Here is a 20081-nt window from a genome sequence, read left to right as displayed (position 1 = left end):
TTCCTCTCTCAACCTTAGCCTAAGCCTTGACCTTCCCTTAAGCTGGAGGGCTTTTGCGACATTCTCACACTGTCACCGAACGACGAGCACGGAACAGTTCGCATACTGGACCACCCTCGTCGACACGCTCCCGATGAGAAACCGGGAGACGGCATCCAACCCCTTGGCCCCCATCACGATCAGATCGGCATGGTGTTTAGTAGCCACCTCCATGATCTCTTCCGCAGGCTTCCCAAGCTGACACACTGGCTCAGCCGTAAATCCCGCCTTGACCAGCTTCTGTACGCTCTGATCGACCAGCTTGCGCCCCGCCTCCTTCACCTCCGGGTACCTCATGAACGGCATCACATGGACCACGCTCACGTGAATCGGCACATGCCTTCCCTTGCCGTTCGAACCATCCGGCTGAAACGTGGCCCGCACAAACTCCAACGCCTTGGCCGATGCGGGTGACCCATCGATCGCCAAGGCGATCCGCTTCAACGGAACCGCCTCACCTTTGATCACCAGCACCGGACAGGTTGCATGTTGGATGAGCTTCGTCGACACGCTGCCGAGCACGAAACGGTCAAGGGCGCCGAGGCCCTTATTGCCCACCACCAGGAGCCCGCCCTGTTTCGGTGCATGCTTCAAGATCGTCGACGCGACCACCCCCTGCTCTCTGAGGACCGTGCCCTTGAGCTTCAGCGACGCCAACTGTTTCTTGGTGTAGGCAATGGTTCTGGCCGAGCGCGCTTCAATACGCTGCATCTCTGACTTTGTCCGGAACGGTAGACTGTGTACGGCTCGATCGAGCACATACAGCGCCGTCACTCGCGGCGGCTCGACGAACGGCAGCTTGGCCACCCAGTTCAGCCCCCATCGTCCATACCTCGATCCATCTGTCGCAACAAGCACATTCATCGTGCGCATCCTTTCGATTGAGTTCCTATCGCATTCAACACCACTTGCTGAAACGATCCTGAAAGGCCCCCGGCGACAGCCCCACGAGGGCGGCGTAGCGGCCCAATGCCACAGGATCCTTGAAGTCTTCGTCAGAGAGCCGAATCATATATCGACGCGCGATCTGGTACGACTGGGCCGTGACATCCACCATCCTCACTCTTGCCCGACCGCTGACAGGATCAACCATCTCTTTGAAAGGAATCGGCATGAACTGTCCATTTTGGATCGAGACCATGGCCGCCGTGCCCCCATCGAGAAGGAACTGCGCCGCACAATAGCCGAGGTCGCGGGTATATTCCATGTCGAACGGAATCGGGTCAGCACAGCGCAATTCATACCCGACATTCTTGGCGACGATCGTCGTGACAAGCCCCAAGGCCTTCATGCCCCTCATCACTTCTCGCCGGAGCACATCGCCGATATCTACGTCTGCTAATCGCAGATTGCCATGTTCATCCCGCTCGACATGGTCCAATCCACCCAGATCTCGCGGGTCAAGCATCTCGATCAATCCTTCCGCCAAGACGATCACCCCGTCAGAACGCCCCTCACTGAGCCGCTTGATCATCGTCCCGATCACCAGATCCACCAGACGTTGGAGCCTCACAGGCCGCTCCTCAAATTCCTCAGGGATGATGGTGAGAGTCGCGCCTGCTGCCTTGCCGATTCCGAGGGCCAAATGGCCGGCTTTGCGCCCCATGGTGACGGCGAAGTACCAGCGCGACGTGGTATGGGCGTCCACCATAAGATTCTTGACGATCTCGACTGCCACATGCCGGGCCGTTTGAAAACCGAACGTCGGAATGCCATGAGGAAGATCGAGGTCATTGTCGATGGTCTTCGGCACATGCACGATTTGCACGAGCCCGGTCACCTGCTCTTCCAATTTGAGCGATGAGAAGGCTGTATCGTCTCCGCCTATGGTCACCAGACCTGTGATACCCAGCCTCTTCATTGAGGATAAGACGTTGGCAAGAGATTCGGCCCTCTTCGTCGGATTCGCCCGCGAGGTACCAAGACAAGACCCTCCTCGAAAGTGAATACGACTGACTTCTTCGATCGAGAGTGGCTTGACGTGGCTGACATTGTCTTCCATGAGCCACTTAAATCCGTCGATGATACCGACGACCTCGCAGCCGCCGAGGATACTGCGGATCGTCACCGCGCTTATGACACTGTTGATTCCAGGGGCCGGTCCGCCCCCGACCAGGATGCCGACGGTCGTTTTTTGCAACGTCATCCCTGCTTCTAAAATTTTGCCCAGCGGCCTTCCAACTTTTTCATAATCTGCGGCATAGTTGTATACTCCATCTCCTCAAGAGGCAACCGGTGCGGCTCAAAGGGACCATGCATGCGCATCACATCTGCTATCCGATTGGCATCCCGCCGCGCTTCATCGTAGGACGGATCGTCGAACATGTCGCGCGGCCCAATGAGTCGTCCGTCGGCTAACTGAAATCCGACACAGGCCACGCGCGGAGGGCCATCGAACCGGGTCGGCGTCGCTTGCTTCACCGACACCGGCATCAACGGCCCGTAGTGCGAGCCTCGCATCCAACCCTCGATAATCCAGGGATAGCGAAACGGATCCAGCACTTCTCCGACCGCGGGGAAATTCTGCTGCGCCCGCACGATCATGACCGGGTCGTCCTTGCCGACATACTTTCCCGCAATGAGCGAGAGCCGTTCCGTCGACGAGGCGGCAGCAATGGTCCCGTCTGCACGGGAGAAGACATGTTTGACTGTATACTTTCCTGGCGACCCGATAAACATCAGCATGTCGTAGAGGTCTTCGGGGCAATCAAAAGTGATTTTCTTATGCTCACGGATATCGTGCACCTCGAATCGGAACCCCTGATGCAACGCCGGGGCAATCACGAGACCGGCGGTCGTGAAGGGGTCGGCAAACATCTTATAGAGAGGAAGATTCCAAGCGCCGGCTGAAGTTTTATCCGCCATAAAAATCAAGACCGGCTCTGATTTCCGTTCGATGATATCCATTTCGGCCACGCCAGGCCCTTGGCCCCTGACATTACCGCTGAAGGCATCGGAGAGGAGGTCCTGCCCTGCTCCATAGAGATGGAGATCCTTGGCCACCTGGGTGCCGCCTTCGAAGGTCTCCCAGGCGAGGCGATGGATTACTTCGCTATCGACGCCATATCGGTGCGTCATGATGAGCTGCAAGTCATCCCCGCAGGCTGTCACATGATAGTCCACGAGCATCCCGCTTGTTTTGGCCGTCTCGAGTTGCCTGTGCGCACTGTCGATCAAAGCCGGATGGATCGCCGAGTGACCAACCCACCCGCCGATGTCTGCTTTGATGACGCTCACCGTGATGTTCTTCGGCTCCCGCTTGTTCGTCTCAACCGCCATGTGGCACCTCTCTCTGAGGGTGCGGGCTTGACCCGACAATCTGCCTTTTTCACTTTATCCGACGTTAGGCAATCAATGAATGAACCAACTCCTGCAGCCGGCCATTGATAGTCAGATGTATGGTCATTGCGATGTCCACCATTTCTGAACTCTCTACGGAGGAGGCTGAAGGAGCGGAAGGCTGAAGGCTATCAGCCTGTTTCGCTGGCTAGTGGCCTGCAGTGGGTGAACCACCATGCGGGCTGCCCATCATTCCCTGCATCCCTCCGTGCGCCCCTTGCATCTTAGTTCCATGGCCATCCTTCCCCTTCGCCCGTTGTTCCGGAGTCAGGATCGCGAGCGCATCGTGCCGGGATTTGAACGCCAACATCCGCCGTCCCACATCCAGCGCCCCGCTTTGCTTGACTTTGGCTTCGATCGCGGATAGGTCGGCCTTTTCATCTTCTACCAACGCCCGCAATTCCCGTTCGGCAATCTGGATCTCCGCGTCGATCTTGATCTGTCCACGATCGAAGTCCAATTCAATAGCCTTCAGCTTCTTCACCTGTTCCTCTGTCAGCCCGATTTCTTTCTGGTGTTTCAAGAGATGCTGGAGATGGTCTGCTGATGGGGCATTTTGTCCCGTGTGTCCCATATGCCCCATCATCATTTCACAACAGCCATGTTTGCCGGAATGCGCGTGTGAGCCCCCTTGTTCATAATCCGCCAGACTCGGCTGCGCACCCAATCCCAGCACGGCAATGAGGCCCACACCACTTATGAACACCTTCGTCTTCATCGCATCCTCCTTGGTTGGCCGGTGTTTCCACATATCTCGCCCTTCTCACTTACCTAGCAAATCTTGCAAATTTAGATCCTTAGCCCTTGCCGGAATTCCTCTCCGAAATGTTCAATCGCCGTCTCGACCGGATAGGGCGCTCGCCCTCCCAAGGCACAGAGACTGGCGGCTTTCATGGTCTCTCCGAGATCGGATAGGAGCAGGAGATCCTCCTCAGTTCCCTGCGCAGAACATCTGTTCCAGGGTAAGTCTCCTTTCAGGCCCGTTGTCTCCGACAGAAACGCGCAACTGATCTTGGATCGCACGAAGGACTAGATCACTGCGGTTGGCCACGCAGGATTCGCCCATACAGATCCGAATGAGGTGCCGACCGGCCGATTGAATCCGGAGATCCGAATAATAGGACAAGACCCCGGCAACCTGAGCATCCGATACACCGAGCACTCGCGCAATTTGGGGTATGGCACTCACTGGCACATGCCCTAGAGCAGACTGGACAGCCAGCAGCCCTTTGAGAATATTCGGTTTGTCCGGCGGCACAGGGCGGAAATTTTCGAGCACCTCGGCGAACCTGTCCTTGTACCGAATCGTCATCACGTCACCTCACAGACTGCAGAACTATTCAGGCTGCTCAAAAAGGCTGTCCTCGTCGTTCGTGAAACGTGAAACGTCCGAATCCAGAAACGAACGACGCTTCACGAGATACGCTTCACGGGTTCAATCGAGCTGCTGGCGGACTTTTTCAGCAGCCTGCTAGTCAAGTCCCACGTGGGCTCTCAGCTTGTTGTAGTCATACACCGCACGGCCCGTGCGCCTGACTCCAGGGTCATGGCATTCCATGTCGTCAATCAAAGCAGCGACCTGCGCACGACCTGCAGCTGAGGCTGCGACGTGACGAGGCATATGATCCCCAAGCGACGGACAGACCCGTTCCGCCCACTCTAAGTACAGGGTTTCTAAAAATCTGCTCAGAAGGACCCGATCCTCCGCCGCCGAAATGACCAAGGTCAGGGGCTCCTCGACGGCCAATTCTGACTCCTTGAGCTTCCGGGGTGGCGGGGTACTGATCTCGCCGCGAAAATGGAGAGAGAATCCGAACGTCGCAGCCAGCTTGTGCTTGACGGCATCGAGCCGCTCCCTCGAATCACACTCGACCCATAACTGGGTCGCAGTAAGGATCAGCCTTGCGACCACCGAGGGTTCAAGAGCCTCGAATGCTCCCCTCTGCACGAAGTACAGAGCCTTTTTCGAGGGGGAGGCTCCATCACCGGAAGGAACCGTCACCTCCCGCTCGAATCCTTCAAGGCTTGCGAGCGTGTCACCCATGTATGCGTACTCGCTATGATCGTACAGAGCCAAGGCATACAGGTAGGGTTGCCCCCCTTTCACCACATAACGAATACTCACCACCGCGTCGAGGAGCGCGGCAAGCCTCATGCGGGCGAAGGTCCAGAGTAAGACATGCCCATAGCGCTTGGCGAATTCCGGCCAATCGCCGAGTTCGAACGACCCGGATGAAATCTCCACCTGCCGCCGATAGTCGAGCGTCGCGTTCAGCAGGCCCTTGCCGTCCTCCTTGGCCAATATGATTGCGGTGCCTGCGATGACCGCCCGCTCCCATTCCACATCGCCAGGCTCGCGAATCAGCCGCGTCAATAACACTTGCCCCTGTTGCAACCCTTTGCTGAATTCTCCGTCCGGCACACGATAGACCCGGGCATCACCTATCGAGTGAAAGACCAGGCGCTTTTCCTGTTCGTCGACCGACAGGAATTCGGCCAGATCGAGATAGGAATGTTTCAGCGGGTCCAGCCACTCACGCTCTTCTTGCGGAATATGCTCTGTGATGATGTCGCGCAACTGCTCGATCAACGTCAGTTGTCCATCCTGCGGGTAGAAGTCGGCGTAGAGTATGAGATTGGCTAACTCCGTTTCCTCCGGCAGGGGGGACAAAAGCGCGCCCCCGCCCCTCTCAAGATAGGGCTGGAGGGCGAATCCCACTGCGATCTGCCGCTGGGCAACCATCCTCGGTTCCAACGAAAGGGATTCCAATCGGGTGAGCAGCGCATCGAGCGACGGGACAAGAGGTACCCAAAGGCCGGCTGTTGCTTCATTCGCGAGCTTCATGGATTTCTTCCATCACGATAGCCTCGGCATCAAGCCAGTCCTCGAGATCCTGCCCGTCTCGGTACCCTCGTTCTTGCCATAATTCATAGGCCTTTCGCGAAATACGATCCAGCATGCCGTCCGGCAGCTCAATAGCTTGTGGCGATGCCGCCAAGGGGGAACGCATCGAGGGTTTCTTTTTTATCGGGGATTTTACCGCACTTGTCATGACCGGCTCCTTGGTTAAGTGTGCGTTACGGGGGTGACTTCTGTCGAAATCACCCTACTACGGCCAGGTCCCAATTTTTGGCTGCGTACTGCAATGACAGGACAGAGCGCTTTTCGCAGGACTGCCTCCGCTACGCTGCCGGAGATGCTGTGCGAAATTCCACGCCGTCCGTGCGTCCCCATGACAATGAGATCACAGGGCAGGGTCTTGGCAGAATCCAGGATTGAATCGGCCGGAGAGCCGCCCCGTAACAGGGATTCCATCGGTACCTGGGAATCCCTGTGCGAGCATGTCAACTCTTCCAGTCGTTTCGTCCAACTCGCTCGTTCCTGGCCGCGTCTCTTGCTATCGCCGAAGCTAAAGTCCAAACCGTACGAGACTGGCTCCAGAACATGCAACAACACGAGGGAGGCCTTCGCCTGCTGCGCCACTACAACCGCGTACTCCAATGCATCGAGGGAGCAGTCTGAAAAATCGACCGGCATGAGGATCCTTTCGAGCGTGACCGGTCTCGACAGAGTACCTCTCTCCTCTGAGTCGGCCGGCTCCGTTCGCACCGTCAATACCGGGCAGGGAGCTCCTCGAATGACCCGCTCAGCGGTACTGCCCAACAAGATATGTGCGAGGCCGGTCTTCCCCCTGGTCCCTACGACGAGGAGATCCGAGTCCTCTGCCTTCGCGGCAGTGATCACCTCTTCACTCGGAATCCCCGTAGCCACTCTCGTCGTAACCGCAATGCCACGCCGCTCCGCACGAGCCTTGAGGTCGACTAACTGCGACGATGCCTGCTTGAGCAGCTCAGCCAAGTATTGCTGATTGACCGAGTAATCGGGATTGAGCCCCGGTAGAAATTCCGCGACGCTGAGCACTGTCAAAGAAGCCCTCCACGAACAGGCCATAAAACAGGCATAGTCTTCCGCCCGCTTGGCCCAGAGTGAAAAATCCGTGGCAAACAGGATTCGCTTAATCAAGGCACTCGTCTCCTTACCTTCCGACCCATAACGTCTGGCAGACAGCTGAAGAACTATTCCAGCATGGCAAAACTTCGACGGCGCACAGGCTGCTCAAAAAGGCCATCCAGCAAGGCCGCAGGCGAGTCGAAACCGGAGGCGTACCCTCTGGGGTACGTTGAGGATTTCGATGAGCCGAGAACGACGCTGGTGGACTTTTTCAGCAGCCTGCATATTGTTTACACTGCCTCCGCGCTGAGCAAGAGCAGCTCACCCGCCATATTCGGATGGATGGAGCAACGGAACTCATATCGGCCAGGCCGTGACAGGTTAAACCGAATCACCGTATCCCGTTTGGGGTCGAGATAGACTCCCCCGAGGCCTCGCCCATAGACAATCACTCCGTCCTTCTCGATCTGGGTGGGCAGGCCCTCAAACATAGCCGACCCAAAATCGTGCCGTTCGGCATCCTCATTCCTGACCTTAATGACTGTGGGAAATCCGAGACGGAGCACGTCCTGTTTGGTCACGAACTTGAAATCTTTGATCGTGACCTGGACGACCTGCTCCGACTGCGAAAACACCGGCCCTGCGGTCTCCCACCAAAACCAGCCAGTGATGGCAAGCACCAGAAGCCATCCCTGCTGCGCTTTCCGACTTGTCATGCTTACCTCCCTTTCAACGTATGCTCGACTGATCGCCTCGGCTTGGACAGCAATGGAACAGTCAGCACCGGACACCCAGCGGTTCGTACCACTTTTTCTGCGGTACTGCCGAAAAAAATCTTATCCACGTTCCCTGAACGCCCGCCGTAACTCCCCATCACCACTAGATCCACTTTTTCGATCCGGGCTGTCTTCGCAATCTCCACAAACGGGCCGCCCTCTAAGATGATTCGTTTCACAGCCACACCTTTGGCTGCCTCCAATTCAAGCAATCGCCGCACATTCAGTCGCGCATGATGCCGCAGCCGACGCTTCTGGCCTTGCGCATCTGAGGGCACCGCCAATAACCCCAGCTGATTGAAGGTCGCCAGTGCACTCGTGTCGACTACATGTAACAGCAGCAACTCCGATTGAAATGTCTTGGCAAGAGTGAGCGCGACGCGAAAGGCTTCTTCCGAGCAAGGAGAAAAATCTATCGGCACAAGAATCTTTCTAAAAAGCGACTCCGCCATGCCACCCCTCCAAGAGTTTGACTCATTCCCTGTATCCCCTGTATCAGCAAGGCCGGTGCCATCCGATCTAGGCTGAAGGCTGAAGGCTGATAGCTTGATGGAATCAGAGAATTTCTCTCTCCTGCCGGACCTTAAGCCATCAGCGGTCGGTTTCTCGCATGTCAGGCGGGGGTGTCCTGCTACAGTTTGGCCTTTCTCTCTGTGGCAAAAGGCAACAGATTCCTCTTCGTTCCTTATGACTCACGTTTCACGCTTCACGTTTCACGCTTCACGAGGCTATTACGGAAACGGCACCGGACTTGCTGGTCTCTGTGTAACGCAACGGAGCACGCATCTATGACAAGGACACAATGGCTGTTGCTGGGAGCTGTCCTAGTCGGACTCGCGGTGGGGGTCTACATCTTGTTTTTCTGCCCCACTGATTGTCAGTGAGCATCGAATGGTGACCGGGCGACGATACGGACGGTTTTCCCATAATCGCCCCGTAACATTGATCAGGGTCGCAGCCCTCAAGGTGAGGGGCAATGAGTGAAACAACGGTAAAACTCACGCGGGGGTCTCTGTCCCTCGAAGGAATCCTCGGCCTTCCGGCGCAGGCGCTTGGAATAGTGGTCTTCGCGCACGGAAGCGGCAGCGGGCGATTCAGCCCCCGCAATAATTTCGTTGCCCGTAAGCTCCAGCAAGGAAGGGTGGGCACGCTCCTGATCGATCTCCTGACTCCCGATGAAGCAGAGGACCGGAGTAAGGTCTTCGACATCGACCTCCTGGCTGATCGGGTTCTCTGGTCCAAAGACTGGCTCGAACAGGACGGTCGAACGAAGGGCCTGGACCTCGGCTATTTCGGGGCCAGTACCGGAGCCGGCGCGGCCCTGCAAGCGGCAGCCAGGGATCCCTCGTCCATTCGAGCTGTCGTGTCGCGGGGTGGCAGACCAGATCTGGCCGAACCCTACCTCTCGTCGGTCACAGCGCCGACAATGCTGATTGTCGGCGGAGACGACGAACCGGTCATCGAGATGAATCGAGCGGCTTACCGGTTGCTGACCTGCCCTAAACGTATGGTCATCGTGCCCGGCGCCTCGCACCTGTTCGAAGAACCAGGCACGCTCGAAGAGGTGGCTGAGCACGCGCTTATCTGGTTTCAGCAATACTTTCGCCCTGCCTCGCCGAGGGCACAGGCCCACGAACAAAGGAGCGTCCTCGATGAAAACCATACTCGCGGTTGACGGATCGGATAATTCTTATGAGGCAGTTCACGCTCTGAAATACTTTGCCAGGGCAGAACAGCTCACCCTGTTTCACGTGCTGGACGTTCCGAAACCGGCCTATCCGATGATGATGCCGGAAGCGGCGGAAGAGATTTATAAGACTCTCGAGCAGAGCATGAGAGAAGACGGCGAGCGGCTGCTCGATCGAATCCAGTCCCTCCTCCCGCCGCACGCAGGCCCTTCGACGAAACAGCTTCGAATCGGGTCTCCGGCAGAGGCCATTGTAGCGATGGCTGAGGAGCAGAAGGCCGATCTCATCGTGATGGGGGCACGGGGCCTTGGCCCCGTCAAAGAGCGGCTGTTCGGCAGTGTGTCACATCGCGTCCTCACTCTGGCCCCCTGCGCCACCTTGATCGTCAACGGCCCGGTCAAGGCCATGAAAGAGATCCTGCTGCCGCTCCAGGGGTCACACTGCTCACCGTATTGCCTGAAACAGCACCACCCTGGCCAAACGATGCCGCTGCGGCCGCTGCCTCTACCGAGATATTGGAGAAGCAGACTGACTTCCTCAATGGTGTTGCGGAACGGCTTCGCGCCATCGGTTATCAGGCGCACGGAGTTGCTACGGTCGGCATACCTGCTACCATCATCCTGCAACAAGCGACTACGCTAAGATCGGACCTGATTCTGATGGGCACAAGAGGCCGGCAAGGAATCACCCGCTTCATGCTCGGCAGCGTATCCCATGCCGTCTTACACAACACGCCCTGCCCGGTACTCGTGTTTCACTGAGAGACGGTCTGTCTGGTCTATCTAGTCTGTCTGGTCTCTCTGGTTTATTTGGTTTGGTTCGGAGTATGAGAGGAACTAAATGTGCCAGCTAACCAGATAGACCAGACAGACTAGATAGACCAAACAGACCTCATGACGGCTTTTTCAGCTCCGCACAAGAATGACTGCGGCCAACAGGACGGCGAGCGCAAGTATGAGCAAAAAGCGAGCGACCCAGGGGGACCACAGGACTAGAGCCCGATCGAACCTGGTACGGCTTTCCATGGGAAGTTGCATGATCTGCCCGACGAGCGGCCCGAGGATAAAATCATGGGCCAGGGTCAAGAATAATAGGATGGTCACGAGTCCCAGCTTGGCCGCCAGGATCCTGGGCCATCCCGACGGGTCTGTGATTGGAATCCCCCTTTCATGCAGCAACAGAGGACCCGTGATTAAGAGGACCATGATCGCGCTCCAGACTACCGCGCGGAATCGCAAGGCCGTCGTTCGAATCAGTACCGCCCTCTGGGATGCAAATGGCTCACGCCTGAGCACCGGCACCAGCACAACCGACAGGAACAGCATACCGCCGATCCAGGCAACGGCCGCGAGGAGATGGAGCCACATCACGAGTAGAGTCATAGATTCACAAAGAAGACCGGTCTGGTCGCCTCTGATCGGAACGGATGAGGTTCCAGCCGAGCCCCAGTATCGCCAGACTGTATCAGAGCTTGGCGATACGGACCAGGCGATCCCGGCTGAGCAGCGTGATGGACCGCCGGTCGAGACTGATGAGGCCCTCCTTGCAGAAAGCGCTGAGCAGGCGGATGGCGGTTTCCACGGCAACTCCCGCCATATCCGCCAGTTCTTCGCGCTTTAGATTGATCCCGATGAGCGTCCCTCTGCCCGCCTTCTGGCCGAAACGAGCCCCCAATTCCAACAGCAGCGCTGCGAGCCGCTCCCGCCCGCTCCGGAATGCAAAGAGATCGCGCTGATCCATCCGGAGGCCCAGTTCACTGCTGAGCAATTGGATCAGCCTGATGGCCAATTCGCTGTTCCGGCGGATGAGTTCCAGGTACGCCCGTTTGTCTATGAAACAGATATGGCAGGGCTCCAGCGTCTCGCAGGTCACCTCATGAAGCGCCTCGTTGCGGAACACGTGTTTCTCGATCAGGTCTCCGCCCTCCGCGATGCGCACGATCTGCCGCTGCCCCCGCGCCGAGGAGCGGGTGAGCTTGACCTTGCCCGAGCAGAGCAGGTACAGCCCGAGGCAGGCATGGCCCTCGTAAAACACAGTCTGCCGGGCGTCGTACTGCAGGGAGTGCCGAAGCTTCTGAAACGTGGCCGACTCCGCGTCGGCCAGGTCGCACAGGATCGCCTTGGCACGCAGGCTGCAGGTCGCACAGTTCTTGAATAAAGCCGAGGACCGTCTCATAGGGTCATCCGTTTTACGCCCTCGCTGCGACGCTCGACCGGAGAACAGGCGCACGATCTAACTTCTGTCGTCCGCTAGAACCCGATCGCGATGTAGGGACCGATGGTCCAGAAGTTATTGACCGTGTTGGTTTGATTGGAAGCCACGTGGTATCGGCTATCCGCGCCAACCCACAACTCCTTCCAAATCCGATATTCCGCCCCGGCGCCGAACTGCACCCCGATGTCCAAGTATTGCGTCTGATTCGACGGCGGGCTGATCACATGAAAGTCGAGTCCAACGGGAATCACCCAAGGTTGGAAATCGCTGCCCTGCATAAACTTCACTTTTGGCGACACGCTGACCGTCAACATGGTCAGTTGCACCTGCGTCGTACCACCGGTGCTCACACCAGTGACCGGCACCGAACCGGTATCCGAGTTCGCGACGGTGTTGGAATTCCACCGTTTGTATTCCACTCCGATTTCGCCCACGACCGCGATATTTTTCATCATGCCCCACACGTCTTTCGTGAGCATGAGATCCGTGCCGGCGCCGACGTAATAGCCGGTGCTGCTGCCATTCGAGGGACCTGTGCCCAATGTGCTGTGCCCATCAGTAAACAGCTCGTTGCTTCGATCGCTACTGAGTTGGGCATAACCTCCGCGAAAGAACACACGATTCCCGGTCGACGTCGCGTCTTCAGCCGAAGCCGGCGACACAGCACACACAGCGGGTACTGCTGCGATCAACAGCAGCACGACGCTCAACCATCCTGCCAATCTGAACCGTAGACTGCCCCTCTCTATCATGACATCCCCCTTTGGTGAGTGTTGCACAGGGGGGTCATGCTAGGCTTGACAGACAGTTTTGACTCTGATGTTCGTCAGTCGAGAACATGATCTTCGTCATGTTCATCACTGCGCGCGCCTCAACAGGGATATCCGGCTCATTACATTAGGAGAGCCGGCGTGAGTTCGAAGCGTCGTTGCGGTGTAACTACTCAGGTATTTAGCAGGGTGTTGACAAACTACTTGAACATGACAGAAACGCAAGGCCCGAATACTCACGGACCCGTTCAGAAGCCGTCGCAGGCTGTTCAGAAAGGCCGTCCAGCAAGGCCGCAGCAAGCGATGAGGCGAAGCGTACTCGCTGCAGTACGTTGAGCCTCTGAGCGCCGCGAGAACGCCGCTGGCGGACTTTGTCAACAGCCTGTTAGGCTGAAGACTGCAGGCCGAAGCGCAAGGCACAGAGTAAACAGCTTGTTCCCACTCTTGTGTCTCTGACCCTTTGATCCTATTCCATTAGCCTTCAGTCTTCAGTCTATCCACCTGACCGATCGGAAGGGTGGCAGCCCCCTGTCGCTCCGACGTCGCGTCAGCCGCCGAGCGTGTCGAGCATGTCCTTGAGGCTCTTGCGGATGCAGGTGAAAATCGGCGTATCGCGCAACGTATAGCGTGAACCCTCGGTTTCGCGGAGCGCCATGACGAGATCCAGAAAGTCTTCCGGCTTATGGCTTTTCCCGGCACGACGGTCAGACGTTTGCCCTCTTGATTTTCGTGGGTGTGATGATCCACGTAGACTGAGCGCTTGGTGATCGAGAGATACGAGTAGGGCGTGCTCAGGTATTGTCCCAGGCCCGAGGCCAGGATCTTGGTGGTCATGTCCTGGAAGAGTTCCAGCTCGTAGCCGATCCGCCACAGCATGATATCGCAGTCGCCCCGGATCCCGATGCAGGAGTAGGCCACGACGAGCACCTTGCCGTTGTAGTCTTCGATCGCGCGGATAAACTCCTGCTTGCCTTTGGTCCGTTCACTCTCCGGGAGGCGCCGCCAGGCCGGGTCGACTTCATAGAAGGCGAAGTTCACATATTGACGCCTAGGTGCTTGGAGCGCGGGGGTTTGTTCTGGTGTCGACATCGAAACTCCTCCGTATAACGTCTTGAAAAATCGTAACTGCTTAGGTGTTCAGGCTGAAGACTGAAGACTGAAGACTAAAAGCCTTCAGCCTATCTACCTGAGTAGTTACAGAAAATTTTTATTCTCGTGTAAGTTCTCCCATAAATTTTTCCCCGCATTCAACCAGCACGTGCAACACGTTGAAGACTTCCGTGGTCAGCAACCGTCTTGACTGTCAAGCACACTGAACCAGGTCCGGGCGCCGGGGAGGCCGATGTTTGAACATCGCGTTCAGGATGATCAGCAGTTTCCGCATGCAGGCGGTCAGGGCCACCTTCTTGGCTTTGCCCACCCCACACAATCGCTGATAGAACGTCTTGATAGCCGGATTGCAGCGTGTCGCCACGAGCGGACGGCGGCGGTGGATCCCGACGCAGGCGGATGTCGGACGTCCGCGACGGCCTGTGGACGCCAGACCGAGAGTTCGGCATGGTCATGGTCTCCTTTCCTCCAACACGTGCCGTTCCACCTCCAGCCAATCTTGGAGGTCGTAGCCGGCCGGCACCCTCGCTTTTCGAAGAGGGCATAGGCGCGGATGGCGATTCTGGCATGGCGTGCGTAGGCATCGGCCAGCGGCGGAACTCCCTCCTCAACCGCCGATGCGGTGCTCTGAGCACTCGTGCTCTTGGTCTTCCTCTTGGCCAACGCCTGCTTGGCAACGGTGCCTGAGGGGGATCTGCGAGTCGCCATCGTGAACCTCCGTTAGGCGGACGCCAGCATCTGCGGTGCAGTCTCCGGAATCGGGTATGGGATGAACGGCCGGTCGAGGCAGTTCAAAGAAAACGCCGGGGTCTTGCCGATGCGGCAGATCGTTTCCGCGATCCGTTCCGGCTTGCCCCAGTCGCTCCACAGCACACCGGCCAGTTCCATGACCGCCACACGGTTCGGCAGCCGTTGGAGCAGGTGCGAAGAAAAGTTATACGCCGGCATCTCCTGATAGACGGCCTCCAAGGCAGAGCGTTCGTCCGGCGTGTCCCAGGCAGACGCCAGCCGTTCAAAGAGAGGCATCATGTCGGGAAAACAGGCGTAACCGGCGTGCCACAACGCCTCCGCCTTGGCGGCGAGGACCAGCGTGTTCCATAAGGCGCCGGCCCGGAGTGCCGCATCCGCCAGCTCGGTCGAAGGCTTTTCGAGAAATGAAGACACCGCGCGGACCGGGTGACTCGGCGACCCGGTCAACGCCGGGCCACGCTCAATCCATCCGTACTCGGTCTCCAACCGATCCGGCTGGACGCCCAGCAAGAGAATCCGGTCCGGTATGGCTTCGATAGACATAATCGCGCGCCGCACGGTGTCGAGAAATCGGTGCTCCGGAAAAATAAAGTGATCCGACGGATGAACCACGATCGTTGCCTTAGGATTGCGGCCCCACACGTAGGACAGCGGCAGGAACACACCCGCCGCCGTGTCACGGTTGGCCGGTTGCAACACGAGTTTGCCGATCGGCCGGCCGCGCAACTGGGATTCCACGTCGAGCCGATGGTGGCGAGCCGCGACGACGACGACGCGGTCCGCCGAAGTGAGCCGTCTCGCACGGTCCACCGTGTGTTGAAACATCGATCGGGTCCCGACGAAGGTGCAATATTGCTTCGGTCGAGACCGACCCAACCATCGCTGCACAAGGGGTTTGACCCGTTCCCCTTCCCCGCCAGCCAACACGATGGACCAGGCCACCCTGCCCGCATCTCTTTGATCTGCCATGATCGTCGTCCTTTCCCCGGCGCTTCCGCCGGTCTGTCTTGTCTGGTCACCTGAGCCGTGACTGGAGTTGGCCGTCTCACTCCTCACCACCGACACCGGGGCCGCGTCACTACCACACTCCTTCTTGTCCGGCTCGGCGGACGGCCGGCCAGGGCTGCGACGCTTTCCCCGGCAATGTACTAGAAGCCTTCAAGCATTGGGTTACGTGGCCTTACCCCGGATCATCACCGCTTCTGCTGCAATCACCGCTTTTGAGAAGTCTACCCCGTAGTTTGTGAGCCAGGACAACATGCTTCCATTCATACTCTGTATCCTCCCGTTCAGCTTCTTGACCTAGCCCTGATCGAATCTGACCAGCCCTTCGGCGAGTCCAAACCTGGATAACCCGTAGATGAGCCACTTCGACGGATCAAAGTTGTACCACAGGGGTCCGTTCCGGTAGTCCCGCTGAAAGGCGTGATGGTAATTGTGGTACCCTTCTCCCAGCGTGATCAGCGACACCCACCAACTGTCCCGGCTGGTATTGGACTGACTGTAGGGCTGACTTCCCCATAGATGGCAGATGGAATTGATGCAGAACGTGGAGTTCAGCACCAGAAAGACCCGCCCGACACCGGCCAGCAAGAAGCAGCCCGCGCCGCCTATCCAGCCGTCGTAGGCGTATCCCGCGAGAAACGGCAGCGCCAGGCCGGACAGGACGATGGGGACGTACCAGCGGTGCTGCCACATCACCACGCGATCCTTGCGAAGCCAGGGCGCGTATCGTTCGGTCCAGTGCGGGCTTTTCGTGAAGAGCCAGCCACAGTGGCTGTACCAGAATCCTCTCGTCGCGTTGTAGGGATCCTCCCCCTGGTCCACGCGCGCATGGTGCCGCGCATGATCGGCGCCCCATTTCAGCGCCGAGTTCTCCAACGCCCAGCCGCCCGCGACCAAGAACGCAGCCTTGACCCAGTCGGGACATCGGAAGCTGCGATGGGAAATCATCCGGTGGTACCCCACGGTGATCCCCAGTCCGCTGATGAGATAGAGGACGCCGCCCATGGCCCAGTCCAGCCGCGTATAGCCATGGACATAGCCGAAGAGCGGCACTCCGATGAGGGCCGTTAACGTGACCAGCGAGAACAGCGCTGCCGTCGGAATATCCAACGCGCTTCGGCTGTTCTCTGCGGAAGCATTCAGGTGATGGCTCATAACGTTCTCTTTTTGTCACGACTCAGGTAGATAGGCTGAAGGGGTTCAGGCTGAAGTATTTGAAATTTCGAACTCCGGCCTTCAGCCTGAACCCCTTCAGCCTGTGCCCGCAGCCTCATGCGCACAGCCCCAACGCTTGAAGCCGCTCCACGAAGGTCAGCGGGCTCGAGTCGATTCCGGCTTCGGTGGCCGCGACCCTCTGGAGTAGATGCGGACGATCTCCGATGTTCCGAAAGATCCGATCGCGGAACCAAGCCACCAGCGGGTTCCCGGTCTCCCACAACCAGACGTACTCATCCGCCACCCGTTGTACACGTTCGATGACCGGCCTCCGCGCCTCCTCGTAAGGAGCCAGCGCTCGCGCCGAAAAATCTCCGCGCACGAAGCAGGACATCTCCAGAACCTCCGCCAGCGCTTTGCCGTCTGCCATCGCATGAAAGGTCCCCTGGGCCACGTGAGGGTGGCAGGCATGCGCCGCATCTCCGATCAGGGCCGCTCCATCCACGACCCACTTGGCTGTGCGCACGCGTATTGGAACCAGTCGGGAGACGTGCTCCCAGGAGGTGATGGTCCGAAGCGCATCGCCGATTCTTGGCTCGACGCGAGCGATGTGCCGTTTCACCCGCTCGAGTCCCTCTTGCCCCATCGTTGGAATCTTGTCGGCGGGCACCATGTACAGCAAGCACAGTTGGTCCGATGAACAGGGGAACAGGCCGAGTATCCGTCCAAGCCCCAAGTAATAGCGAACCTGGTTCTGCAGGTTCCCGAATTTCGGCGGGCACTGCACGAGCATGCCGAGAAAGCCGTTGCGGTACCGCTTCACCTGGGACCGGATCCCCACCGCCCCGCGCACCCACGAGCCACACCCATCCGCGCCGATCGTCACACAGGCGGAGAACTCGCGCTCCTGCCCCCCTTCCATCGCCTTGACACCGGCCACCTGCGCGCCCTGCCGCACAAGTCCGGTGATGCGAACGTTCCTGTGGACCCTCACCGTGGGACAGGCATCGAGCGCTCGCTCAAATAGATGCCGCACCAGATCGGGCAGCGTGATGAGGGCGTACGGCGTCGCATGTGAGAGCGCGCGGTAATCGACCTGACACAGCGGGCCGCCCCTCATGCGATCGAAGTGAAACCGTTGAACCTGCGCGGCGCTCACTTCCTCCAAGCTCTTGAACAGACCGAGTTCCGCCATGGCCTGGAGGCCGGCCGGCTGAATCATTTCGGGCCGATGAACCGGCGGCGGCTCGCCCCCCTGAAGCATGCTGACCCGATAGCCCTTCGCCCCCAGGCGAAGCGCGAGGCTGAGCCCAGCCACACCAGCTCCGACGATCAGGACATCGCTGGAATCCCTCATGCGCCGTCTTTCGTGTGACCCGTCGCGGCAACAGGCTCCACTTGGGATAAAGGGATATGGGGGTAGCGGATACCCCACTATCCCGTTACCCCTCTACCCCGCCGATTGCCCATCACCCCCTAGCCCGCTGCCCTCGTTCGCTCACTCCATCGGCCAGAACTCATGATTGTGCTTAACCCGATCACACCTATGATGATCAAGAAAAAGACGAAAGCCCCTACGAGAAAAAACGTCGCGCGCAGTTCCGTCATCATGATGCCCTACTCCCTTTGCTTTTAACCCGCATAGAGATATCGATGGGGCATTCCCCACTACATCATTCTGTTTCAGAATCCGATTCCTACATAGGCGCCAACCGTGTCGTAATTGTTCACGGTGTTGGTTTGGTTTGAGGCCAAGTAGTTGGTCTGGCTCGACTCCTGCTTCTCGTTCAACCCTGTATCATATCCCCACCCTTGGTTTGTGCCAGGAGAGCCTGTTGTCGCGACTGCGATCGTCGAACATACGGGCTGCACTCGTGAATGCCTCACTCAAGCGAGACGGGCGAGACCGGCGGGAAAAGCACGACAGGCAGGGACAGGGCTCGCACGTCGCGCTCGTCACACCTTTCCCGCTCACCTTACCCCTCACGTCTTCCTACCATCAGCTATCCGCTCTCAGCCGAGCATTCACCATTCATCATTGAACATCCGTATCTACTCAGGTGTTCAGGCTGAAGGCCGAAGACTAAAAGCCTTCAGCCTATCCACCTGGTAGTTACACGAACGAAACAATACAGACGACCCTGGACCTAGATTAGGAGGTCGCCCGTGGACGGCGCTCAGGACGCCGAAGGCCTCTCTCTATTTCCAGCCAGCCGGTTGGTCGGCCCCGCTCTTTTGGCATCCGGAGCACGGGGGCCGACTTACCGTAGTCGATTGCACGGCTTAGTTAGTATGGGAGCACATGCAAACACTTCTTGTCCTCGTTGTTAAAGACCACATCGGCCAGGTTCGACATGCGGCAGACAATCTGCGCCGCCACGCCGCCGGTCCCGCCGAACAGCCCGCACCAGCCCAAGGTCACAAACCCCCAGTGCAACGGCGCCGCAAACAGCTCGTCCACGAACCAGAACGCATGGCCCCACTCATTGAGCCCCACATTGGGGAGAATCATCATCGGCCCCACGATCGCTCCCACCAGCGGGAACGACACGTTATTGGCAAACTGCGGCAACCGGGTCATGGCATAGAGATAACTTGCCACACCCATCGTGATGTAGAGCGGAAAAGTGAAGTAGAAGGCGACGATATGGCTGGCTGTGAAGCTCGTATCGCGGATGATCACCTGGTGCCACGACGCATCCTGCTCCAGGGTATAGCTGCCCGCCCAATACACGCCGAACACGTACATTGCCAGCCACATCATCCAGTAGAAATACCGCTTGAGTTCCATCTTCGGATCCAGATTGGCCAGGTTGCGATCCCGCGTGCTCCAAATCCACCCGAAGATTGCGGCCGCGTTGATGATGTTGGCAGCTGTATTAAATTTCCACAGCCCCATCCAGACCGACTCGAATTCCGGCGTCATCGAGTCCAAGCCGTGGGAGTAGCCGAAGACGCGCTGAAACACGACCTCGGCGCTCACTGCCGCTAACATCGCAAACCAACTGACCTTAAAGATCCTCGAGTCGTACCAGCGCGACATGTCATACCCTGGGTCGCGACCTCCGACTGTTGTACTAGCCATGTTCCTTACCTCCTTTTGAAAGAAAAATAGAACAGAATGAGAAGCTCGGGAAGTGTTCTTGCCGCTCCTGCTTCCGACCAATGTGCGAGCGCACCCGCCTCCTTCCTTAAGCTTATTTTGCCGAAAGAGAAGGAAGCCCACACTGTGATCGGTCAGTCCGGTCTATGATTTATGTCAACATGTTGGGATAGGCCATTG

General features: G+C 58.1%; 22 protein-coding genes and 2 pseudogenes. 3 read left to right on the top strand and 21 right to left on the bottom strand.

Features of this window, described 5'->3' with window-relative positions; genetic code table 11:
- Positions 1 to 72 precede the first annotated feature (72 nt).
- From HZB34_03890 to HZB34_03840, 11 genes are all read right to left on the bottom strand, one after another.
- Complete coding sequence (locus HZB34_03890; GenBank protein ID MBI5315089.1) at positions 73 to 903, bottom strand: universal stress protein; 831 nt, start codon at positions 901 to 903, stop codon at positions 73 to 75.
- Positions 904 to 937: 34 nt separating this feature from the next.
- Complete coding sequence (locus tag HZB34_03885; protein ID MBI5315088.1) at positions 938 to 2185, bottom strand: 6-phosphofructokinase; 1248 nt, start codon at positions 2183 to 2185, stop codon at positions 938 to 940.
- Between the two features lie 8 nt (positions 2186 to 2193).
- Entirely contained in the window at positions 2194 to 3318 is a 1125-nt protein-coding gene (locus HZB34_03880) for a fructose 1,6-bisphosphatase (protein ID MBI5315087.1), read from the bottom strand.
- Positions 3319 to 3526: 208 nt separating this feature from the next.
- Entirely contained in the window at positions 3527 to 4096 is a 570-nt protein-coding gene (locus HZB34_03875) for a Spy/CpxP family protein refolding chaperone (protein MBI5315086.1), read from the bottom strand.
- Between the two features lie 71 nt (positions 4097 to 4167).
- A complete protein-coding gene (locus HZB34_03870; protein ID MBI5315085.1) occupies positions 4168 to 4401 on the bottom strand; it encodes a hypothetical protein in 234 nt (77 codons plus the stop codon).
- Positions 4310 to 4693, bottom strand: coding sequence for an NAD(P)H-dependent oxidoreductase subunit E (locus HZB34_03865; protein ID MBI5315084.1), 384 nt, complete (start codon positions 4691 to 4693; stop codon positions 4310 to 4312). Before HZB34_03865 ends, HZB34_03870 begins: the two co-directional genes overlap by 92 nt.
- A 156-nt stretch (positions 4694 to 4849) precedes the next feature.
- Entirely contained in the window at positions 4850 to 6223 is a 1374-nt protein-coding gene (locus HZB34_03860) for a hypothetical protein (protein ID MBI5315083.1), read from the bottom strand.
- A complete protein-coding gene (locus HZB34_03855; GenBank protein ID MBI5315082.1) occupies positions 6207 to 6431 on the bottom strand; it encodes a DUF2934 domain-containing protein in 225 nt (74 codons plus the stop codon). Before HZB34_03855 ends, HZB34_03860 begins: the two co-directional genes overlap by 17 nt.
- A 14-nt stretch (positions 6432 to 6445) precedes the next feature.
- Positions 6446 to 7402 (bottom strand): universal stress protein, encoded by a 957-nt coding sequence (locus HZB34_03850; protein ID MBI5315081.1) that lies wholly within the window; start codon positions 7400 to 7402, stop codon positions 6446 to 6448.
- Positions 7403 to 7620: 218 nt separating this feature from the next.
- On the bottom strand, positions 7621 to 8046 hold the full coding sequence (locus HZB34_03845; GenBank protein MBI5315080.1) for a cupredoxin domain-containing protein: 426 nt from the start codon (positions 8044 to 8046) through the stop codon (positions 7621 to 7623).
- Positions 8047 to 8048: 2 nt separating this feature from the next.
- Complete coding sequence (locus tag HZB34_03840) at positions 8049 to 8558, bottom strand: universal stress protein (protein ID MBI5315079.1); 510 nt, start codon at positions 8556 to 8558, stop codon at positions 8049 to 8051.
- A gap of 524 nt (positions 8559 to 9082) precedes the next feature.
- On the opposite strand from HZB34_03840, the gene HZB34_03835 reads away from it, so the two are divergent.
- Together HZB34_03835 and HZB34_03830 are read left to right on the top strand one after the other, a co-directional pair.
- On the top strand, positions 9083 to 9781 hold the full coding sequence (locus tag HZB34_03835; protein ID MBI5315078.1) for an alpha/beta hydrolase: 699 nt from the start codon (positions 9083 to 9085) through the stop codon (positions 9779 to 9781).
- Entirely contained in the window at positions 9759 to 10436 is a 678-nt protein-coding gene (locus tag HZB34_03830) for a universal stress protein (protein MBI5315077.1), read from the top strand. The genes HZB34_03835 and HZB34_03830 overlap by 23 nt, the downstream gene beginning before the upstream one ends.
- A gap of 263 nt (positions 10437 to 10699) precedes the next feature.
- On the opposite strand, the gene HZB34_03825 is transcribed toward HZB34_03830, so the two are convergent.
- The 9 genes and pseudogenes from HZB34_03825 to HZB34_03785 all read right to left on the bottom strand — a co-directional run bounded on the left by HZB34_03825 (position 10700) and on the right by HZB34_03785 (position 18155).
- Positions 10700 to 11176, bottom strand: a complete 477-nt coding sequence (locus HZB34_03825) for a hypothetical protein (protein MBI5315076.1) — start codon at positions 11174 to 11176, stop codon at positions 10700 to 10702.
- Positions 11177 to 11258: 82 nt separating this feature from the next.
- A complete protein-coding gene (locus HZB34_03820) occupies positions 11259 to 11969 on the bottom strand; it encodes a Crp/Fnr family transcriptional regulator (protein ID MBI5315075.1) in 711 nt (236 codons plus the stop codon).
- Positions 11970 to 12043: 74 nt separating this feature from the next.
- Positions 12044 to 12760 (bottom strand): outer membrane beta-barrel protein, encoded by a 717-nt coding sequence (locus HZB34_03815; GenBank protein MBI5315074.1) that lies wholly within the window; start codon positions 12758 to 12760, stop codon positions 12044 to 12046.
- 565 nt (positions 12761 to 13325) lie between these two features.
- Positions 13326 to 13867 (bottom strand): annotated as a pseudogene (locus HZB34_03810) (chlorite dismutase family protein).
- A 214-nt stretch (positions 13868 to 14081) separates the two neighbouring features.
- Positions 14082 to 14255 (bottom strand): annotated as a pseudogene (locus tag HZB34_03805) (IS110 family transposase).
- On the bottom strand, positions 14171 to 14596 hold the full coding sequence (locus HZB34_03800) for a DUF2934 domain-containing protein (GenBank protein MBI5315073.1): 426 nt from the start codon (positions 14594 to 14596) through the stop codon (positions 14171 to 14173). Before HZB34_03800 ends, HZB34_03805 begins: the two are co-directional and overlap by 85 nt.
- Positions 14597 to 14608: 12 nt before the next feature.
- Positions 14609 to 15607: an NTP transferase domain-containing protein gene (locus HZB34_03795; GenBank protein ID MBI5315072.1), complete on the bottom strand. Its 999-nt coding sequence runs from the start codon at positions 15605 to 15607 to the stop codon at positions 14609 to 14611.
- Between the two features lie 333 nt (positions 15608 to 15940).
- A complete protein-coding gene (locus tag HZB34_03790) occupies positions 15941 to 16798 on the bottom strand; it encodes a fatty acid desaturase (protein ID MBI5315071.1) in 858 nt (285 codons plus the stop codon).
- Positions 16799 to 16913: 115 nt separating this feature from the next.
- Entirely contained in the window at positions 16914 to 18155 is a 1242-nt protein-coding gene (locus HZB34_03785) for an FAD-dependent monooxygenase (protein MBI5315070.1), read from the bottom strand.
- A 478-nt stretch (positions 18156 to 18633) separates the two neighbouring features.
- Between HZB34_03785 and HZB34_03780 the strand changes: the two genes are divergently transcribed.
- Entirely contained in the window at positions 18634 to 18840 is a 207-nt protein-coding gene (locus HZB34_03780; protein ID MBI5315069.1) for a hypothetical protein, read from the top strand.
- Positions 18841 to 19085: 245 nt separating this feature from the next.
- Here HZB34_03780 and HZB34_03775 read toward each other — a convergent pair whose 3' ends face one another.
- A complete protein-coding gene (locus HZB34_03775; protein MBI5315068.1) occupies positions 19086 to 19883 on the bottom strand; it encodes a methane monooxygenase/ammonia monooxygenase subunit C in 798 nt (265 codons plus the stop codon).
- Positions 19884 to 20081: the final 198 nt, after the last annotated feature.

Source organism: Nitrospirota bacterium (genome assembly GCA_016219645.1).
In the GTDB taxonomy this organism is placed as follows: Bacteria; Nitrospirota; Nitrospiria; order Nitrospirales; family Nitrospiraceae; genus Palsa-1315.
The sequence above is the reverse complement of the archived record's forward strand: the minus strand, read 5'-3'. Positions and strand labels throughout refer to the sequence as shown.